At 52.2% G+C, this 17235-nt stretch carries 12 protein-coding genes; 4 read left to right on the top strand and 8 right to left on the bottom strand.

Going from position 1 to position 17235, the window contains the following annotated elements; all coding sequences use genetic code 11:
- Nucleotides 1-71: 71 nt before the first annotated feature.
- The 3 genes from asnS (at nt 72) to aspC (ending at nt 4523) form a co-directional block, all read left to right on the top strand.
- A complete protein-coding gene (asnS, locus tag OGY71_RS20025; RefSeq protein WP_020996514.1) occupies nt 72-1472 on the top strand; it encodes an asparagine--tRNA ligase in 1401 nt (466 codons plus the stop codon).
- Nucleotides 1473-2072: 600 nt separating this feature from the next.
- Entirely contained in the window at nt 2073-3149 is a 1077-nt protein-coding gene (gene ompF, locus OGY71_RS20020) for a porin OmpF (protein WP_003831952.1), read from the top strand.
- Nucleotides 3150-3332: 183 nt separating this feature from the next.
- Nucleotides 3333-4523 carry an aspartate transaminase gene (gene aspC / locus OGY71_RS20015; protein WP_003831950.1) on the top strand — a complete coding sequence of 397 codons (1191 nt, stop codon included), beginning with the start codon at nt 3333-3335 and terminating at the stop codon, nt 4521-4523.
- A gap of 53 nt (nt 4524-4576) precedes the next feature.
- Here aspC and OGY71_RS20010 read toward each other — a convergent pair whose 3' ends face one another.
- From OGY71_RS20010 to cmoM, 7 genes are all read right to left on the bottom strand, one after another.
- Nucleotides 4577-5224: an MBL fold metallo-hydrolase gene (locus OGY71_RS20010; RefSeq protein ID WP_003831949.1), complete on the bottom strand. Its 648-nt coding sequence runs from the start codon at nt 5222-5224 to the stop codon at nt 4577-4579.
- A 28-nt stretch (nt 5225-5252) separates the two neighbouring features.
- Entirely contained in the window at nt 5253-5801 is a 549-nt protein-coding gene (gene mepK / locus OGY71_RS20005) for a peptidoglycan L,D-endopeptidase MepK (protein ID WP_003831948.1), read from the bottom strand.
- 177 nt (nt 5802-5978) lie between these two features.
- Entirely contained in the window at nt 5979-7730 is a 1752-nt protein-coding gene (gene ldtD, locus OGY71_RS20000; RefSeq protein WP_063940615.1) for a L,D-transpeptidase, read from the bottom strand.
- A gap of 267 nt (nt 7731-7997) precedes the next feature.
- Entirely contained in the window at nt 7998-12458 is a 4461-nt protein-coding gene (mukB, locus tag OGY71_RS19995; RefSeq protein ID WP_003831942.1) for a chromosome partition protein MukB, read from the bottom strand.
- Nucleotides 12458-13162, bottom strand: coding sequence for a chromosome partition protein MukE (gene mukE, locus OGY71_RS19990; protein ID WP_003035809.1), 705 nt, complete (start codon nt 13160-13162; stop codon nt 12458-12460). Before mukE ends, mukB begins: the two co-directional genes overlap by 1 nt.
- Complete coding sequence (mukF, locus tag OGY71_RS19985) at nt 13143-14465, bottom strand: chromosome partition protein MukF (protein ID WP_003831939.1); 1323 nt, start codon at nt 14463-14465, stop codon at nt 13143-13145. Before mukF ends, mukE begins: the two co-directional genes overlap by 20 nt.
- Nucleotides 14458-15261: a tRNA uridine 5-oxyacetic acid(34) methyltransferase CmoM gene (gene cmoM, locus OGY71_RS19980; RefSeq protein WP_003035803.1), complete on the bottom strand. Its 804-nt coding sequence runs from the start codon at nt 15259-15261 to the stop codon at nt 14458-14460. The genes mukF and cmoM overlap by 8 nt, the downstream gene beginning before the upstream one ends.
- 135 nt (nt 15262-15396) lie before the next feature.
- On the opposite strand from cmoM, the gene elyC reads away from it, so the two are divergent.
- Complete coding sequence (gene elyC, locus OGY71_RS19975; RefSeq protein ID WP_063940617.1) at nt 15397-16161, top strand: envelope biogenesis factor ElyC; 765 nt, start codon at nt 15397-15399, stop codon at nt 16159-16161.
- Between the two features lie 93 nt (nt 16162-16254).
- Here the strand turns inward: elyC and OGY71_RS19970 are convergent, their stop codons facing one another.
- Complete coding sequence (locus OGY71_RS19970; protein WP_003831934.1) at nt 16255-17148, bottom strand: YcbJ family phosphotransferase; 894 nt, start codon at nt 17146-17148, stop codon at nt 16255-16257.
- Between the last annotated feature and the right edge of the window lie 87 nt (nt 17149-17235).

Raw genomic sequence — 17235 nt, 5'->3', positions numbered from 1 at the left:
GGTAACATAGGTATCCCCCCATTACGGGTGGACATGTGTTTATATATCCGACTATTAACAGAGAGAATATTATGAGCGTTGTGCCTGTAGCCGACGTACTCCAGGGCCGCGTAGCCGTTGACAGCGAAGTCACCGTGCGCGGATGGGTGCGTACCCGCCGAGATTCAAAAGCTGGCATCTCCTTCCTCGCCGTTTATGACGGTTCCTGCTTTGATCCTGTACAGGCCGTCATCAATAATTCTCTGCCCAATTACAATCAGGACGTACTGCGCCTGACGACGGGTTGTTCAGTTATCGTAACGGGTAAAGTCGTTGCGTCTCCTGGACAAGGACAGAGCTTTGAAATTCAGGCCACTGAGGTTGAAGTAACGGGCTGGGTTGAAGATCCTGACACTTACCCAATGGCAGCTAAGCGTCACAGCATTGAGTATCTGCGTGAAGTGGCGCACATGCGTCCGCGTACCAACATGATTGGTGCGGTAGCGCGTGTACGTCATACGCTGGCGCAGGCTCTGCATCGTTTCTTCCACGAGCAGGGTTTCTTTTGGGTATCGACTCCGTTGATCACCGCTTCCGATACAGAAGGTGCCGGTGAAATGTTCCGTGTTTCTACGCTGGATCTGGAAAACCTGCCGCGTAATGATCAGGGTAAAGTCGATTTCGACAAAGACTTCTTTGGTAAAGAGGCCTTCCTGACCGTTTCCGGTCAGCTGAACGGTGAAACCTACGCCTGCGCCCTGTCTAAAATTTATACTTTTGGCCCGACGTTCCGTGCAGAAAACTCTAACACCAGTCGTCACCTGGCAGAGTTCTGGATGCTGGAACCAGAAGTAGCTTTTGCTGACCTGAACGATGTTGCAGGCCTGGCTGAAGCGATGCTGAAGTACGCGTTTAAAGCCGTACTCGCAGAGCGTGCGGATGATATGAAATTCTTCGCTGAACGTGTCGACAAGGACGCGATTTCACGCCTGGAACGTTTCATTGACGCTGACTTCGCGCAGGTGGATTACACCGACGCGGTAAGCATTCTGGAAAAATGCGGTAAACAGTTCGAAAACCCAGTTTACTGGGGTGTGGATCTGTCTTCTGAGCATGAACGTTACCTTGCTGAAGAGCACTTTAAAGCGCCGGTGGTAGTGAAAAACTACCCGAAAGATATCAAAGCGTTTTATATGCGCCTTAACGAAGACGGTAAAACCGTTGCTGCAATGGACGTACTGGCCCCGGGAATCGGTGAAATCATCGGTGGTTCTCAGCGTGAAGAGCGCCTGGACGTGCTGGATGCCCGTATGCTGGAAATGGGTCTGAACAAAGAGGATTACTGGTGGTATCGCGACCTGCGTCGCTACGGTACCGTTCCGCATTCCGGCTTCGGATTGGGCTTCGAGCGTCTGATCGCTTACGTCACCGGCGTACAGAACGTCCGTGATGTTATTCCGTTCCCGCGTACTCCACGTAACGCCACCTTCTAAACGTGCGTTATTGTTTTGAAGGCCAGCATTGCTGGCCTTTTTTATACCCTTTTCGTGTTATCTGGATACCCATCTCACGTTAAACACAACCTTTCAATCTCCTCCACCTGTTACGTAATATTTCATCGCAATACATTTGCACAAAAAATAATCAGCAATTTTATTGTGGATTAGCATTTTCTGATTAAATAGTACATTTTTCAGCCTCTCGCACGGCACTCCAGACGTCCAAAAATCGTTACCTGTAAAATCCGAACTTTCCGGCAGAACGGAGAAAAAATGACCTTAGCAAAATTAAACATAAGAAAATCATATAAATAGAAATAAAAACGAGAATTTTAAGCGCCGGGGCATCCGAAGTTTGACGCTGTTCACAAAGTTGCACAAAAATAACATTTTGTTACACATTTTTTCTTTTTGAAACCAAATCTTTATATTTGTAGCACTTTGACGGTAGCGAAACGGTAGTTTGAATGGAAAGATGCCTGTCAGACACATAAAGACACCAAACTCTCATCAATAGTTCCGTAAATTTTGATTGACGGAATTTATTGGCGGCAGTGGCAGGTGTCATATAAAAACCGATGAGGGTAATAAATAATGATGAAGCGCAATATTCTGGCAGTGGTTATCCCTGCTCTGCTGGTAGCCGGGGCAGCTAACGCTGCAGAAGTTTATAACAAAGATGGCAACAAAGTAGACGTATACGGTAAAGCCGTTGGTCTGCATTATTTTTCCAAGCACAACGGTGATAACGCCTACGCTGCTAACGGCGATCAGACATATGCCCGTCTTGGTTTCAAAGGGGAAACTCAGATTAACGACCAACTGACCGGTTACGGCCAGTGGGAATACCAGTTCAGCGGCAATAACGCAGAAGGCGGTGACGATGCCCAGAAAGGCAACAAAACCCGTCTGGCGTTTGCTGGTTTGAAATTTGGTGACGCAGGCTCCTTCGATTACGGTCGTAACTACGGCGTTGTATACGATGCTCTGGGTTACACCGATATGCTGCCAGAATTCGGTGGTGATACCGCTGCTTCTGACCAGTTCTTCTCCCAGCGTAACGGCGGTCTCGCAACCTACCGTAACTCTAACTTCTTCGGTCTGGTTGAAGGCCTGAACTTCGCTGTACAGTACCTGGGTAAAAACGAACGCTCTAGCAGCCCAACCCGTTCTAACGGCGACGGCGTTGGCGGTTCCGTAAGCTACGAAATGGATGGTTTCGGTATCGTGGGTGCTTACGGTGCAGCTGACCGTACCAACGCGCAAGAGCAGCTGGCCTATGGCCGCGGCGCGAAAGCTGAGCAGTGGGCGACCGGTGTTAAGTACGATGCGAACAACATTTACCTGGCAGCGAACTACAGCGAAACCCGTAACGCAACCCGTATCTCTAACGGTTACGCTAACAAAACTGAAGACGTACTGTTGGTTGCTCAGTACCAGTTCGACTTCGGCCTGCGTCCGTCCCTCGCCTATACCAAATCTAAAGGTAAGGACATCGAAGGAATCGGCGACGTAGATCTGGTGAACTACTTCGAAGTAGGTGCGACTTACTACTTCAACAAAAACATGTCCACCTATGTTGATTACATCATCAACCAGATCGATTCTGACAACAAACTGGGCGTAGGCTCTGACGACACCGTTGCAGTGGGTATCGTTTACCAGTTCTAATAGCAGACCTCTTTGTTAAATGCCTAAAAAACAGGACTTCGGTCCTGTTTTTTTATATCTGCTAGCGGATTCTTGCGTCTTAAAAAAACACCTCAGCTTTTCGTCAGTAACGGTTGGCATTTTGTAAATCTACCGTTAACCTGATAGCGGACTTCCCTTCTGTAATCACTATGGAACCTCGTCATGTTTGAGAACATTACTGCCGCTCCTGCCGACCCCATTTTGGGTCTGGCTGATTTGTTTCGTGCCGATGACCGCCCTGGAAAAATAAACCTGGGGATCGGTGTATATAAAGATGAGACAGGCAAAACGCCGGTACTGACCAGCGTTAAAAAAGCCGAGCAATATATACTGGAAAATGAAACCACCAAAAATTACCTTGGCATTGACGGTATTCCAGAGTTTGGTCGCTGCACTCAGGAATTACTGTTTGGTAAAGAAAGTTCGCTGATCAACGATAAGCGTGCACGTACCGCACAAACCCCTGGCGGCACTGGTGCACTGCGTGTGGCAGCTGATTTCCTGGCAAAAAATACGTCGGCTAAACGCGTATGGGTGAGCAATCCAAGCTGGCCGAACCATAAGAGCGTCTTTAACTCTGCAGGCCTGGAAGTTTGTGAATACAACTATTACGATGCAGCAAACCACTCGTTAGATTTTGATGCGCTGCTGGCAAGCCTCAGCGAAGCGCAGGCTGGCGACGTGGTGCTATTCCACGGCTGCTGCCATAACCCTACCGGTATCGATCCTACGCTGGAACAGTGGCAAACGCTGGCTCAGATGTCTGTCGAAAAAGGTTGGTTACCGCTGTTTGACTTCGCATACCAGGGCTTTGCCCGTGGCCTGGAAGAAGATGCAGAAGGTCTGCGCGCATTTGCGGCTCTGCACAAAGAGCTGATCGTTGCCAGCTCCTACTCCAAGAACTTTGGACTGTACAATGAGCGTGTAGGCGCCTGTACGCTGGTTGCTGCCGATGCTGAAACCGTTGACCGTGCGTTCAGCCAGATGAAATCAGCTATTCGCGCTAACTATTCCAACCCACCAGCACACGGTGCATCCGTAGTGGCCACGATTCTGAGCAACGACGCGCTGCGTGCCATCTGGGAACAGGAACTGACTGATATGCGCCAGCGCATTCAGCGCATGCGTTTACTGTTTGTGAATACGTTGCAAGAGAAAGGTGCAAACCGCGATTTCAGCTTTATCATCAAACAGAACGGCATGTTCTCGTTTAGCGGCCTGACCAAAGAGCAGGTTCTGCGTCTGCGTGAAGAGTTTGGTGTCTACGCTGTCGCTTCCGGTCGCGTAAACGTGGCAGGAATGACGCCAGACAACATGGCGCCACTGTGCGAAGCGATTGTCGCAGTACTGTAATCTATCGCGCACAAAAAAGGCCGCAAACGCGGCCTTTTTATTTATTAAACGAATTACCAGACAGGCATTTCATCTTGCAGGAACGGGTTATGTAAGCGTTCATTACCCAGCGTAGAGAGTGGGCCGTGACCCGGAATAAACGTTACGTCATCGCCTAACGGCAATAGTTTACGTTTAATCGAATCGATTAGTTGGCTGTGATCACCGCGCGGGAAATCGCTGCGCCCTACGCCACCTTTGAAAATCACGTCACCAGAAATCAGTAACTTTGATTGCTCATCAAAGAAGACCACATGTCCCGGTGTATGACCCGGACAATGCAGAACCTGTAACGTCACGTTGCCAACGCTTATCCGGTCACCTTCATTCAACCAGCGATCGGGCGTCAGCGGCTCACAATCTCCCAGGCCAAACATGCGGCTCTGAGCAGGGAGTCCCTGTAACCAGAACTCATCTTCTTTTTCCGGACCAATAACCGGTACACCATAATGTTGTGCCAGTTCAGCCGCCGCTCCAACATGGTCAAGATGACCGTGAGTAAGCAGGATCTGCATTAGCGTCAGACCGCTGGCATCCACTTCCTGTTTGATTTTCTCGGCATCGCCGCCGGGATCGACCAGCGCGGCCAGACGAGTCTGCTCACACCAGATTAGCGAGCAGTTCTGGGCGAATGCAGTGACCGGAATAATACGATAGTTCATACAGCTCCTGTTTCATTAAGCTTATGGATCACCAGTGCCGTGCAGGGCCGGTGTCAATATGCACAAAGTTACTGCTGGGGTAGTATCCTACACCACCTGCGCGCATAGATAACGCAGCTTTGCGAATATTACTTAATGCGATGCCTTCAATATGGAAATCCATGGCCTGACCTTTAGTGTGGTAGCTTTTCTTGGCCACACCGCGGCTACGTGCACGGAGTTCATTATTGGTATCGATAGAGCGATAGCCTGAAATCAGCTGTACGGGTTTACGCGTGCCCAGCAGGCCCTGCAGACGGAAGAGTTGATCAAACAGTCCCGGGTCAATGGATTTCACTTTATTGGCCCGAAAATCACGGAAAAAGTGGTTAAGTTTTGCTAATTCGTCCTGAATATAGCCCCTGCCATCAAAAAACTCTGCTTTTATTGACTCACCGGTATGCAGGTTATTCAGAGTCAATATACGCGGACGTGGGGTAGAGAGTGTTGCAAACGCAGGCGTAGGCAAGATGGCAGCGCCGAGGGCAATACCACCAAGCGCCAGCAGTTTGCGGCGATTAGCGTCAAATTTGTCCATGGTATTAAGGTCTACAAGGTCAATGTTATCGTATGTATGCTCTAGCGCACGCGGGAAACCTTATCTGGCTAAGTAGTCCACGTCAAGGCTCCCAACCCCAGGAAATACGGGGCTCACAGCCATTTTGCCCCGTTTCCAGCATAACTTACGACAATCATTTTCCTCGAACTGCTTCATTTATCTGATTAATTGCTCGGCTTTTGACACAATTTGTGCGCTGGATCGCGCTGTCAGATCGTAATTGTAAATATCTGTACGATACTGCGTGCGCCCATCAGGGCCGACAAATGCGGTCAGATAGTAGAGGTTGACCGGAATATTCTGGCGAATATTCACATACCGCGTATCCCCTTGCTTCAGGGCATCCGAGATGCGTGAATCATTCCAACCCGCATCCTGTAGCAGCATATTCGCCAGCTCAGATGCCTTGTTCACACGCACGCATCCGGAGCTTAACGCCCGCGTATCTTTCTGGAACAGATTGTGGTTCGGCGTATCGTGCAGATAAATAGCGTCCGAACTCGGCATATTGAATTTATAGCGTCCTAGCGAGTTACGTGCGCCCGGAGCCTGCTGAAAGCGGAACGGCAGATTGGACGCAGTGATGGTCGCCCAGTCAACCTGCCACGGATCTATCGTCTCTTTACTGTTCCAGCCGCGCATTACGGTATAGCCGTGACGTTCAAGATATCCCGGATCATTCCATAACTTAGGCAGAATATCTTTACGTGCCAGCGTCGGCGGAACGTTCCACGGTGGGTTAACGACCACGTTATTCAGCGCACTGCTCATCATCGGCGTTTTACGATCGGGACGCCCGACAATAACTCGCGAGGCCAGCACCTGATTGCCATTCTGATAATAAACCAGCGAATAGGCAGGAATGTTCACCATGATACCGGTAGACAGCTCACTCGGCAGCAGGCGCAAGCGCTGAATATTTAACGCTAGCACGCCCGCACGCTGAGCAGGCGTCACGTTCAGCCAGTCACGTGTGGCTGGGCCAATCGCGCCATCTGCGCCAAGTCCCTGCCACGTCTGAAAACGCTTTACCGCATCAACCAATTCACGATCGTAGGTACCACGCCCTTCTTTGCCAGACGTACTGACGGCAGGCTCCAGCATCCCGGTTCGACGCAAAATTTCACGCAGCGCGGGGATATCATTACTCCACTCCCCCGGACGCAGCGTTGCTGTACTGGTGAGTTGCGGCCAGGGACGTGAATCGCCCACCAGCTTGAGCAGTGATTCATGCATGGCTGCATACTGCGGATGTTGAGGCGAAAGGCTGGCCACAAATGAAGTCAGTTGACCGTTATCCAGTGCGACCTGCCACTGGTTGATGACGGAAATCGGCGGTGTCGTTAGCGCATAGGGCTTATCGCTGTAAAGCCAGCGATTACCTTTGACAGGGATGTTAGCGATAAAGTGCAAATACCCCATCATCGCATCAGAGAGCACGATGTCTCTCGCCTGACCGGTTACTGCCGGGTCAGTCAGAAGTGCAACCCAGGTAGTGAACTGCGGCTGAAAGCCGGCAATTGCGATCTCGGCTAACTGTTGCTGAAATGCCTTTACCGCATCACGATTTTCCCACATCGGCTTCATTTCGCGTGCGGCATACAGCAGTTCCAACTGGCTCATGTAAACCGGCGTATAACCTGCTGGCAGTTGAGAGTGTATTTCGGCGCGGGCTTTATCGACAGACACGCCTTCTGGCAGCGGTTGAATACCCGCCATGATAGCCGTCGCAGAAGATTGAACCTGCGGCTGCGATAACGCTGTTGGCTGTTCACTGACGGTCGCAGAGCTATCGCCAGGGATCATTTCAGGCTCATCGGCCTGCGCATTGAACAGTGGAGCGAATGTTACGGCCAGGCACAAACTGATTGCCGACAGCCGACGACCACACATTTTATTAAGCAACATCCCTTGCCCCCTGTTTTCTTTATCATACTCTGAATAGCCAGGCCGTCTGTATTCCCCTTTATTTTGACGAGGGTCGGACCTGTAAAACGCCAATACAAACTGAAGTATGACGAGCAAGCCAGTGACGCGTTAGGCTCACCTTTAGTATATAAACATCAAAAACTTTTTGCCTAACCTAATGTAAAGAAGTCTAAAGAAATTACACCAGGCATGAAGTCTTTTCGGAAAAAGATAAGGCGGCCATGTAGCCGCCTTTTTACTTATTACTTAGCTTGCCTGCGAGGAGGCATCTTCAGTCCCCGGCAGCGGTTCCGGTAACTGTGGCGCAAATCCGCGCAGCCCCACCACGTGAACGTGTTCAGTGTTCTGGAAGACTTTACGCACCAGTTTGTAGGTGGTGCCTTTCTCTGGGCTGATGTTTTCCGGCGCAGCGATAATCAGCTGCATCTGCAAACGCTCACACAGCTCAAACAAGGTCGCAATAGAACGCGCATCGAGTCGTGCAGCTTCATCAAGGAACAGCAGGCGGCAAGGAGAGATATCTTTCCCGCGCAATCTGCGGCCTTCATCTTCCCAGCTTTGCACCACCATCACCAGAATAGACATCCCGGTCCCGATCGCTTCCCCCGTTGACAACGCACCAGACTCAGCACGCAGCCAGCCGTCAGAGCCACGGTTAACCTCAACTTCCATTTCCAGATAGTTACGATAATCCAGCAGCTCTTCACCAATGGTTTGCGGCGTGCGTTGCCCCATGTCTATCTGCGGATTCAGACGCTGATACAGCTTCGCCAGCGCTTCTGAGAAGGTCAGGCGATTGCTGTTAAACAGATCCTGATGCTGTTCATGCTGCTCTGAAAGTACGTCCAGCAAGGTAGCATGTGTTTCACGCACATTGACGTTCAGGCGAACGCTGTTGACCTGGCCAAACGACACGCTTTGCAGCCCCTGGTTCAGCATGCGAATACGGTTCTGTTCACGCTGAATAGTCTTACGAATAATGTTCGCCACGCTGCGTGAGCTGATCGCCAGCTTCTGTTCGCGTGAGGTTAACTCTTCCGTCAGACGGCTCAGCTCGATCTCCATCTGTTCAATGGCTTCAACCGGATCGTCGGTACGAATAATATCCTGGCGAATACGTTCGCGCAGATGCTGGTAAACCGCGACGAAGAACTGAATTTTACGCTCTGGACGTTTTGGATCTTCAGACAGACGCAACACATCGCGCAGGTGCTCGTTATCTGCAACCGCCAGACGTAGCGCACCGAGCGCCTTATCCGACATCGAACGCAGTTCGTCACCGGAAAGATAGGCCAACTCGCGACGGTGCAGACGACGTTCTACACCGTTATCTTTCACCATCCGCATGACTGCACACCAGCCGGCTTTGGCGGTGACTACTTGCTCGCGCATTTCATGATAATCACGTTCCAGCTTGCGCAGTCTGCGGGTCAAGTTTTCCATCTCCGCTTCGCAGAAGGTCAGCGCTTTCTCAAGTTGGTTGCGGCGTGCACGGTTGTTGCTGAGCTGCGCATGCAGTTCGTCACGGCGGATACGCGCGCGCTCTTCAGCACCGCTGTCCGCACGAACGCCGATATCCTGCAGTTCACGTTGTAAATCGTTAAGCAGCTCTTTTTTGGTGTCATAAGAGCTTTTTAGCGATGCCATCACCTGGTTGTACTGGCTTAACTGTGCGGCGTGGCTGCGCAGCGCTTCACGAGCGCGGGTACGTTCGGCTTCCGCCTGTTCCAGGCGTTCACGCAATTTTTCGTTCAGATCGCTATTGCCGCTCAGCATTTCGGCTGAGTCGGAATAACTAAAGTGCGCCCGACGCTGTACGACTTCGGTCAGCGCAAAAGCCTGCTGACGCGCATCGCGCTGCATCTGCTGGGAATACGCATAGTCTTCCTTCAGCTGTTCAAACTGCTCAGGGTCATTTTGCAGAACCGAAACGATAGGTTCCAGTTTCGCCAACTGATTGCCATGTTGCTGTACAAAACGCGCGGCTTCCTGAGCTTCATCCAGACGCTCGCGAATTTCGTCAACGCGATCGGCCAGCGTATCATCTGCCAGCAGATTCAAGCGCGGCAGCAGGCGGTTCAGCGCAGAGACGCCCTCTTTCGCCTGTTCAAACTGCATACGGCTTTGCTGGTTATCATTTTCATGATTGGTCAGCGCACGTTCCAGTTCAACGCGACGGCTATTCAGCTGGCGAATTTCCGCTTCTGGATCGGCTTCAAACGCCACCGACAGATGGCTGCCGATAAAGCGACTGAACGCCTGATGCAGACGTTGGGTTTTCTGGACGTCAAAGGAGAGCGTGGCGAAACGTTCAGACAGCCCTTCACGCTCGGCATGCAGGGTTTCGATACGGCTTTCACGTGCTGCACGCCCAAAAATAGGCACCGTCGGGAAGCGAGAATAACGCCACTGACGCTCGGCAGTTTTCACCACCACCGCATTTTCCAGTTCATCAACGCTGAAGACGCTGTCATCAAACGACTGCGGATCCCCTTCGATGAAATAGAGATCTTCCGGGCAATCCGTCAGCCCTTCAAGCTGTTCGGTAATCAGCGACAGATCCGGTACCACAATGGCATGGCGCGAAGGACCGTACAACGCAGAGAAGTACGGTGCATCTTCAAGGCTAACGTCATCATAAATTTCTGACAGCAGCACGCCGCCAAAGCGTTCCGCTAGCGCGTTCAGACGCTGATCTTCCGCCCCGCCCGGCTGACTTAAACGTTCAATCTCTTCATCAACCGCATTTTTACGTGCACCGACTTCATCACGCTCAACAATGGCCTCACGCTCGCGCTCCAGCAATTGTTGCAGATACTCGGTCACATCCTGGCTGGAGGTAAACTCTTCCCCACACTGCTCGCTAAGCTGGTTCAGGCTATTTTGCGCAGCCAGCCAGACGGGTGCCCGTTTCATCAAATGCTGAATACGGGATTGTAGCTGTTCCTGCTCCTGACGCAGCGTCATACGCTGTTCGCTGGCAGACGAGACGCTGTCCGACAAGGCGGCGATGCGCGCTTCCAGCTCCTGGTGCAGTGCTTCCAGCTCCTCGATATCGAACTGTTTACCCTGTCGCTTGCAGAATTCGGCCAGCAGACGCTCGGCGTCCTGCTGTTCGCGCAGACGCTGCTCCAGTTCGCTCAGTCGCATACGCAACGGCTGAACCTGTTCTGCCAGGTGGCGCTGTTCCACGCCTTCGCGCAGCAGTTCACGCGCCACGCTCCAGGCTTCACCGCGCGCCAGCGGGCCGTTGATCGCCGCCACCAGCTGATAAGCCTGTTCGAACTGGCTATGCGCGGTTTGCGCCACGCTCATTTTTTGTTCTAGCGTCAGCAGCTTTTCAGTGGCTTCCTGCTCTTTGGCCTGGAAAGTCTCCAGCCATTCGGCGGCGCTGTCGGCTGTCAGATCCGGTAGGTGGCAGAGCTCTTTCGCCCGATTTAGGGCCTGGATCGCCTGAGTATACTGGATGGCTCGCGTTTGCTGGACGTCCAGCGCTTGCTGGTAATCGGCAAGCTGGCTTTTCAGCTCATCCACTTCCAGCTCAGCGGCTTCCGCACGGGCTTCGTTTTCATCCTGGCGGTCAACGGCTTCCGCGACCACCTCGTTTTGTTCTTCCAGACGGACCTGCAGTTCTTCGAGATCCGCCTCATAGCGTTCAATTTTTTCCTGTTGACGCAGCGCGGTTTGCACCAGATTCAGGTGATCGCTCGCGGCCTGGTAATCAGCTTCCAGATCACCTTCCGCACCGTTGTGCTCACCCAATTCACGTGCCATATCCACGTGTTTGTACTGCTCTGCCGCCAGCTGCTTGCGCGAGGTATACAGTTCACGACGATATTCCAGTGCTTTATCCAGATGGATACGGCGTTCGTTGGCGTGGCGCATATAATCCGCGGCCACATAGTTGGTCGCTTCGCTGATTAAATGCTTAAACAGGTCGCGGTCAGACTGGGTTACGCGAATCGCTTCCAGCGTCATACGGTTTTCACGCAGCGCGGCTTCCATATCCTGGAACGCTTTACGTACGCCGCTGTTTTCCGGCAGCAGGTAGTCACGAAGTGAACGGGTAATGGCGCTGGAGATCCCGCCGTACAGCGAGGCTTCAATCAGACGGTAGAATTTACTACGATCGGACGCGGAGCGCAGACGACGGGCAATGATGCCCAGATCGAACATCAACGAGTGATAATCGGTTATTGAGTTGAACTGCTTAAACTGCACGCCTTCCATCTCATCAAGCTTCTCTTTCAGCTCAGGTAGAGACAGTACGCGCGCCTGGCGTTCGTTCAGCGTTTCCGTCACCAGTTGGGTTGGCTGTACCGACATCGGCAGCCCCTGAATGGCAAACGGTTTGATATCCACTTTGCGATCGCGACCAGCAACCTGTTGCAGACGCACACCCACGACCACGCGCTGATGACGCGAGTTGAGGACGTCGAGCATTGAATAACAAACCCCTGCTTTCAGCTTACCGTGCAGGCCTTTATCACGTGAACCGCTGGTTGCACCGGCTTCGGTGGTGTTACGGAAATGCAGCAGGGTTAAGTCCGGAATGAGCGCCGTAACAAATGCCGCCATGGTGGTGGATTTACCCGCACCGTTACCACCGGACAGCGTGGTGACCAGCTCATCGAGATCAAACGTACGGGCAAAAAAACCATTCCAGTTAATCAGCGTAAGTGAGCGAAATTTACCGCGTTCAATCATTATTCTTCTTCTCCACTGTCCGGCTGATTCTCTTCGGGCTCATCGTTAAGCTGCAGACGGTTCTCGACCGCCATCGCTTCACCATCACGAATTAAGCGACGCTGTGCTTCACGCGGATCGTCGCCGCTACGCACATCCGCGCCAAAGCGGAAGACAGATTCCGTAATACGGAATTTGCTGCTGTCGTGGCCCAGAAACCACACCATGCCTAAGCGGCGCAAGCGGTTGAGCGAAGAACGCACTTTTTCCTGTAGCTTCTGGCGGTCAACGTCAGAACCGGTTGAACGGTTGTTCACCAGCTTCAGTAACTTCGCTTCGTCTGCCAGCGTTAGCAGCTCGTCGTACAGCTCTTGCTGGGTAAAAATCCCTTCGTTCGCCAGGCGTTCCGGGCTGAGATAGAGATAGCAAAGAATTTTACCCACCATCATGTCCAGTTCAGACAGGACCGAACGCGGAATGAGCGTCGTTGAACGCGGACGAAGGTAGAAGAACCCTTCCGGCGCACGGATCAATTCCACGTTATAGCGGCTGTAAAACTCTTCAAAATATTCCTGAAAATCCATCAGGAAGGCATGATTATCCAGTTCATCCAGACCGATATGGCGGCCCGAACGTAAGGCGCTATCCAGCGCAGGAAATAACGGATTCGCCAGCGCCTGCGCCAGCTTTACCGGCATCACTTGTTCAATATTTGTCAATGACATGCGCCTGTACCTTGGCTCCGTAATCATTAATCGGCTGCCATTTGGCTGGCAGTCCGGTGAAGTCTGCTTGCGCTACGCCAAGGCGTACCGCCTGATCGATAACAATACGCGCGACGTCGAAATGACGCGCACGTGGGTATTGCGCCAGATACTCGCGCACTACCAAACCGAGATCCAGTGGTGTTTGTCTGGATTTGTAGATAGCCAGCTGTTCTTCGATGATCGCCGCCAGCTGCTCACGGATCTCGTTAAATTCTTCATATTCCAGATCTTCCGGAAGTTCACCGGTGACCTCTTCGTCACGCAGCACCATCTCCTCGTCACGCATATCCAGCAGACGATCGGCGTTGGCATAGGTCAGCGCCCATGGGTCGTCAAAGTAGGTCTGCACGGACTGACGCAGACGCTGGGCGAAGACGCGGTTTTTATCCATATCGATCGCGGTACGGATAAATTTATGAACGTGACGATCGTAGCCGATCCACAAGTCAATGGACTGCTGGCCCCAGCTAATAATGCGGTCGAGCTTGCTTTGTAAATCAAACACCAGCCGATCGACAAAATGCAAATCGTCATGCGTCATCGTGGCGTCCTGGATGCGTAACAGGTTAGCCTGCAGCTTATCCCCTGCCGCTTCCAGCGTATCTTGCAGCTCACGCAGCGTACCAGATGTTTCTGACAGCAGCATTTCACAGCTGGAAATCGCCGCCCGCCAGTCTTTGTTTAGCAACTGTGCGATGTCGTCTTTTACCTGCTGCTGCTGTTCATCCATGATGCGCTGGGTCAGATCGATACTGTCGAAAATCTCCGCCACCGAGTATTTCAATGGCGCATAGACGTTGCGATGCCAGTGGAACTCATCACCACCTTCCGCTGCCGCATCCGCCGCGCGCTTCAGTTCGCCTGCTACAATTGACAGCTGCATAGAAAGACGCAGCGTAGAGAATTCGCGCTGACGAATATAGTAATCTGTGATGCCAATCCCGAGCGGCGTTAAACGGTAAATGGCGTTGCCTTCAGCCTGCTCGCTGGTAAAGCGGTTCAGCAGACGTTGACGCACCATATCGTTGATCGCGTTGTTGGCGCGGACGCCGATGGTTTCGCTGGTTTGCTCAAACGCATCACTAACATGGCGGAACGCATCCACCAGTTCACCTTCACTCATCTCACCGTCAAGTCGCTCACCGTTCAATGTGGCGACCGCCAGCAGGAACGAAAGTCTGTCTACCGGCAGAGAGATGGAGAAGTCATTTTTTCTGGCCCAGGCAACCAGTTCGGGGACTGTCTGGGAAAATTCACTCATAGGTTATCCTTGCATCTGCGGCTCGGGCCGGACGTTTAATCGCGGTGACATGAATATAGCGCCCAAGGCTGATATACGGTTCCTGGCGGCAATAACGTGTTTCTATTTCTGTTAAAGCATCAAAACAGTCATGCTGTTTTTGTTTATCACGCAGATAATCATGAAACACCCTCACGCCCGTTTTTCCGGTTATCTCCCAGCCAATCTCCTCCAGCCAGCCATAGACCTGCTGAGGGTCGCGCGGAAAATCGGGAGACAACGTGCGCCGTTTCTTTTTATACATTCCCTGCTGTACATAGCCGAAATTACCGACCAACACATTACGCATCAACAGACCGTTTGCATTGTAGAACATCAGCGATAAAGCACCGCCCGGGCGTAACATCGACCACAATGTTTTTAAGACGGCTTGCGGATCGGCCACCCATTCCAGCACAGCATGAAACAATATCAGATCAACCTGAGAATCCAAATGCTGTGGGATGTCCTGAGCGGCACAATGTATAAAATGCATGTTGTCGCTCACACCTTGCTCTTCTGCCGCCCGTTGCGCTCGCGCCACCATCTCAGCAGAAAGATCGCACAAGGTGACGTGATGGCCCCGCTGCGCCATCAGAATGGCTGTCTGCCCTTCTCCGCCACCCGCATCAAGCACACGCAAAGTTTGGCCCGCATAGTCGGCAAGAAGTTTGTCCAGATCCTGCCAGAGGATCGTCTGACGAAGCTGACCTTTGGTGGTGCCGTAAATGTTACGGGAAAACTTCTCTGCAATGTCATCAAAATTGCGATCCCGCATCGGGCTCTCCACATGCTGGCTTTAGGGTGACTAAGTAAAACCGCTATTTTGTCACACCCACGCCGAGAATGAACCTTCCTGGTGTAATATCCCTGCTGATCCCCTGCTGTATGGTTAAAAAAGGAACCAAAAAGGATGCTTTTTACGCTGAAGAAAGTGATTGGCGGTATGATGCTGCCACTTCCGCTAATGCTCATTATCATGGGTATAGGCCTGGCGCTGCTCTGGTTTAGCCGCTTTCAAAAAACAGGGAAAATGTGCATTAGCCTGAGTTGGCTGGCACTGTTACTTCTAAGCTTGCAGCCCGTCGCCGACAGTCTGCTGAAACCGATTGAGGATAGCTATCCAACCTGGCAGGATACACAAAAAGTGGAATACATTGTGGTGCTGGGCGGAGGGTATACCTGGAATCCTCAGTGGGCGCCAAGTTCAAACCTGATCAGCAACAGTCTTCCGCGTCTGAATGAAGGTATTCGCCTTTGGCGTGCTAACCCGGGATCGAAGCTTATCTTTACCGGTGCTGCGGCAAAGAGCAATAACGTCAGTACTGCAGAAGCGGGCGCCCGCGTAGCGCAGTCACTGGGTGTGCCGCCCGGTGATATCATCACGCTGGATAAACCCAAAGACACCGAAGAAGAAGCCGCAGCGGTGAAGCAGGCCATCGGCAGCGCGCCGTTCCTGCTGGTGACCTCCGCATCGCACTTACCACGAGCAATGATTTTCTTCCAACAGGCCGGACTACATCCGTTGCCCGCACCAGCCAACCAGTTAGCGATTGACTCACCGCTTAATCCGTGGGAGCGCGCGATCCCCTCTCCCGTCTGGTTGATGCATAGCGATCGTGTTGGTTACGAAACGTTGGGGCGAATCTGGCAGTGGCTAAAGGGATCGGAACATTGACAGTAATGTTGCCTGATGGCGACACTAACGCGTCTTATCAGGCCTACGTGTTCAGCGCAGAATTGTAGGCCGGATAAGGCGTTCACATGTTCATCAGGCGAGCCACGGCAGCAGTGATTTCGTGGCCAGGTCAAAGTTAGATCGATTAAAACGTCCGGTGTTGACCAGTTGCGCCACCTCATCCCATAACACATACAGCCAGCGCCGCCAGATGAAGGACTCAGCCACTGGCGCGCGTTGCAGGTATTGCCAAAGCAGGCTTTCCGCCAGCGCGTTATCCATTAAACGGAACAATTCATACTCTCTGGGTGCCCACAGCATCAAACCCGGTCCGACCATCGCCAGAAGCTGATCGCTACGGGCGTCTTTGAGCATGCTACGTAAACTAAAATTACCGTGGATTAGCACGCAGTTATCATTGAATCCTTCAAATAAAGCGGGCAAACACTCACGGGTGCGAAACAGGATCCGCTTATCCTGCATCGTCAGCCCGGTATTGTTGAACTGATTTAACGTGGTCCACAACACTTCAACACGTTGGCGATACCAGGATGGCCAGATATTCTCTTGCGTGTTATCCACCATTCCCACACAGCCACGGCTATCCTGTCGATGCCATGACAGCAGACCTTCTACGATCTGATCTTTTAAATGTTCCCAGCGTTCGGGCGTTCGGGCTGGCGCTTCCACCGGCACGCCACGTAAACGCTCAAGCAGTAACACATCAGGACCGGGATGCTCTTCGTGGGTTAAGACCCCGTAAATGACGGGCATACGCACCGTACCGCTGCGCGCCAACATGGAGGTTTTCCAGGCCAGCTGCTGCGCCATACCTGGCGTGGTGAAACTTCTCGCCATCAGCGGCATCGGATTTCCCTGGCTGTCGTACAGTGACCACAGGGCCGTATCCACTTTTTCATTCACGCATTCTATGCGACTGAGTTTTTCGCCCAGCAGGTGGCTGAGTTCGGCACGCAACTGTTCCATTTCAGATTGCCCTCATAAATGCTACTGCTTTCATAATGAGCGTCGTGCAGACAGATGTCACCCGGATGAGATCAATTGATGAAAAGA

The organism is Citrobacter sp. Cpo109, assembly GCF_030332565.1.
In the GTDB taxonomy this organism is placed as follows: Bacteria; Pseudomonadota; Gammaproteobacteria; order Enterobacterales; family Enterobacteriaceae; genus Citrobacter; species Citrobacter portucalensis.
The sequence above is the reverse complement of the archived record's forward strand: the minus strand, read 5'-3'. Positions and strand labels throughout refer to the sequence as shown.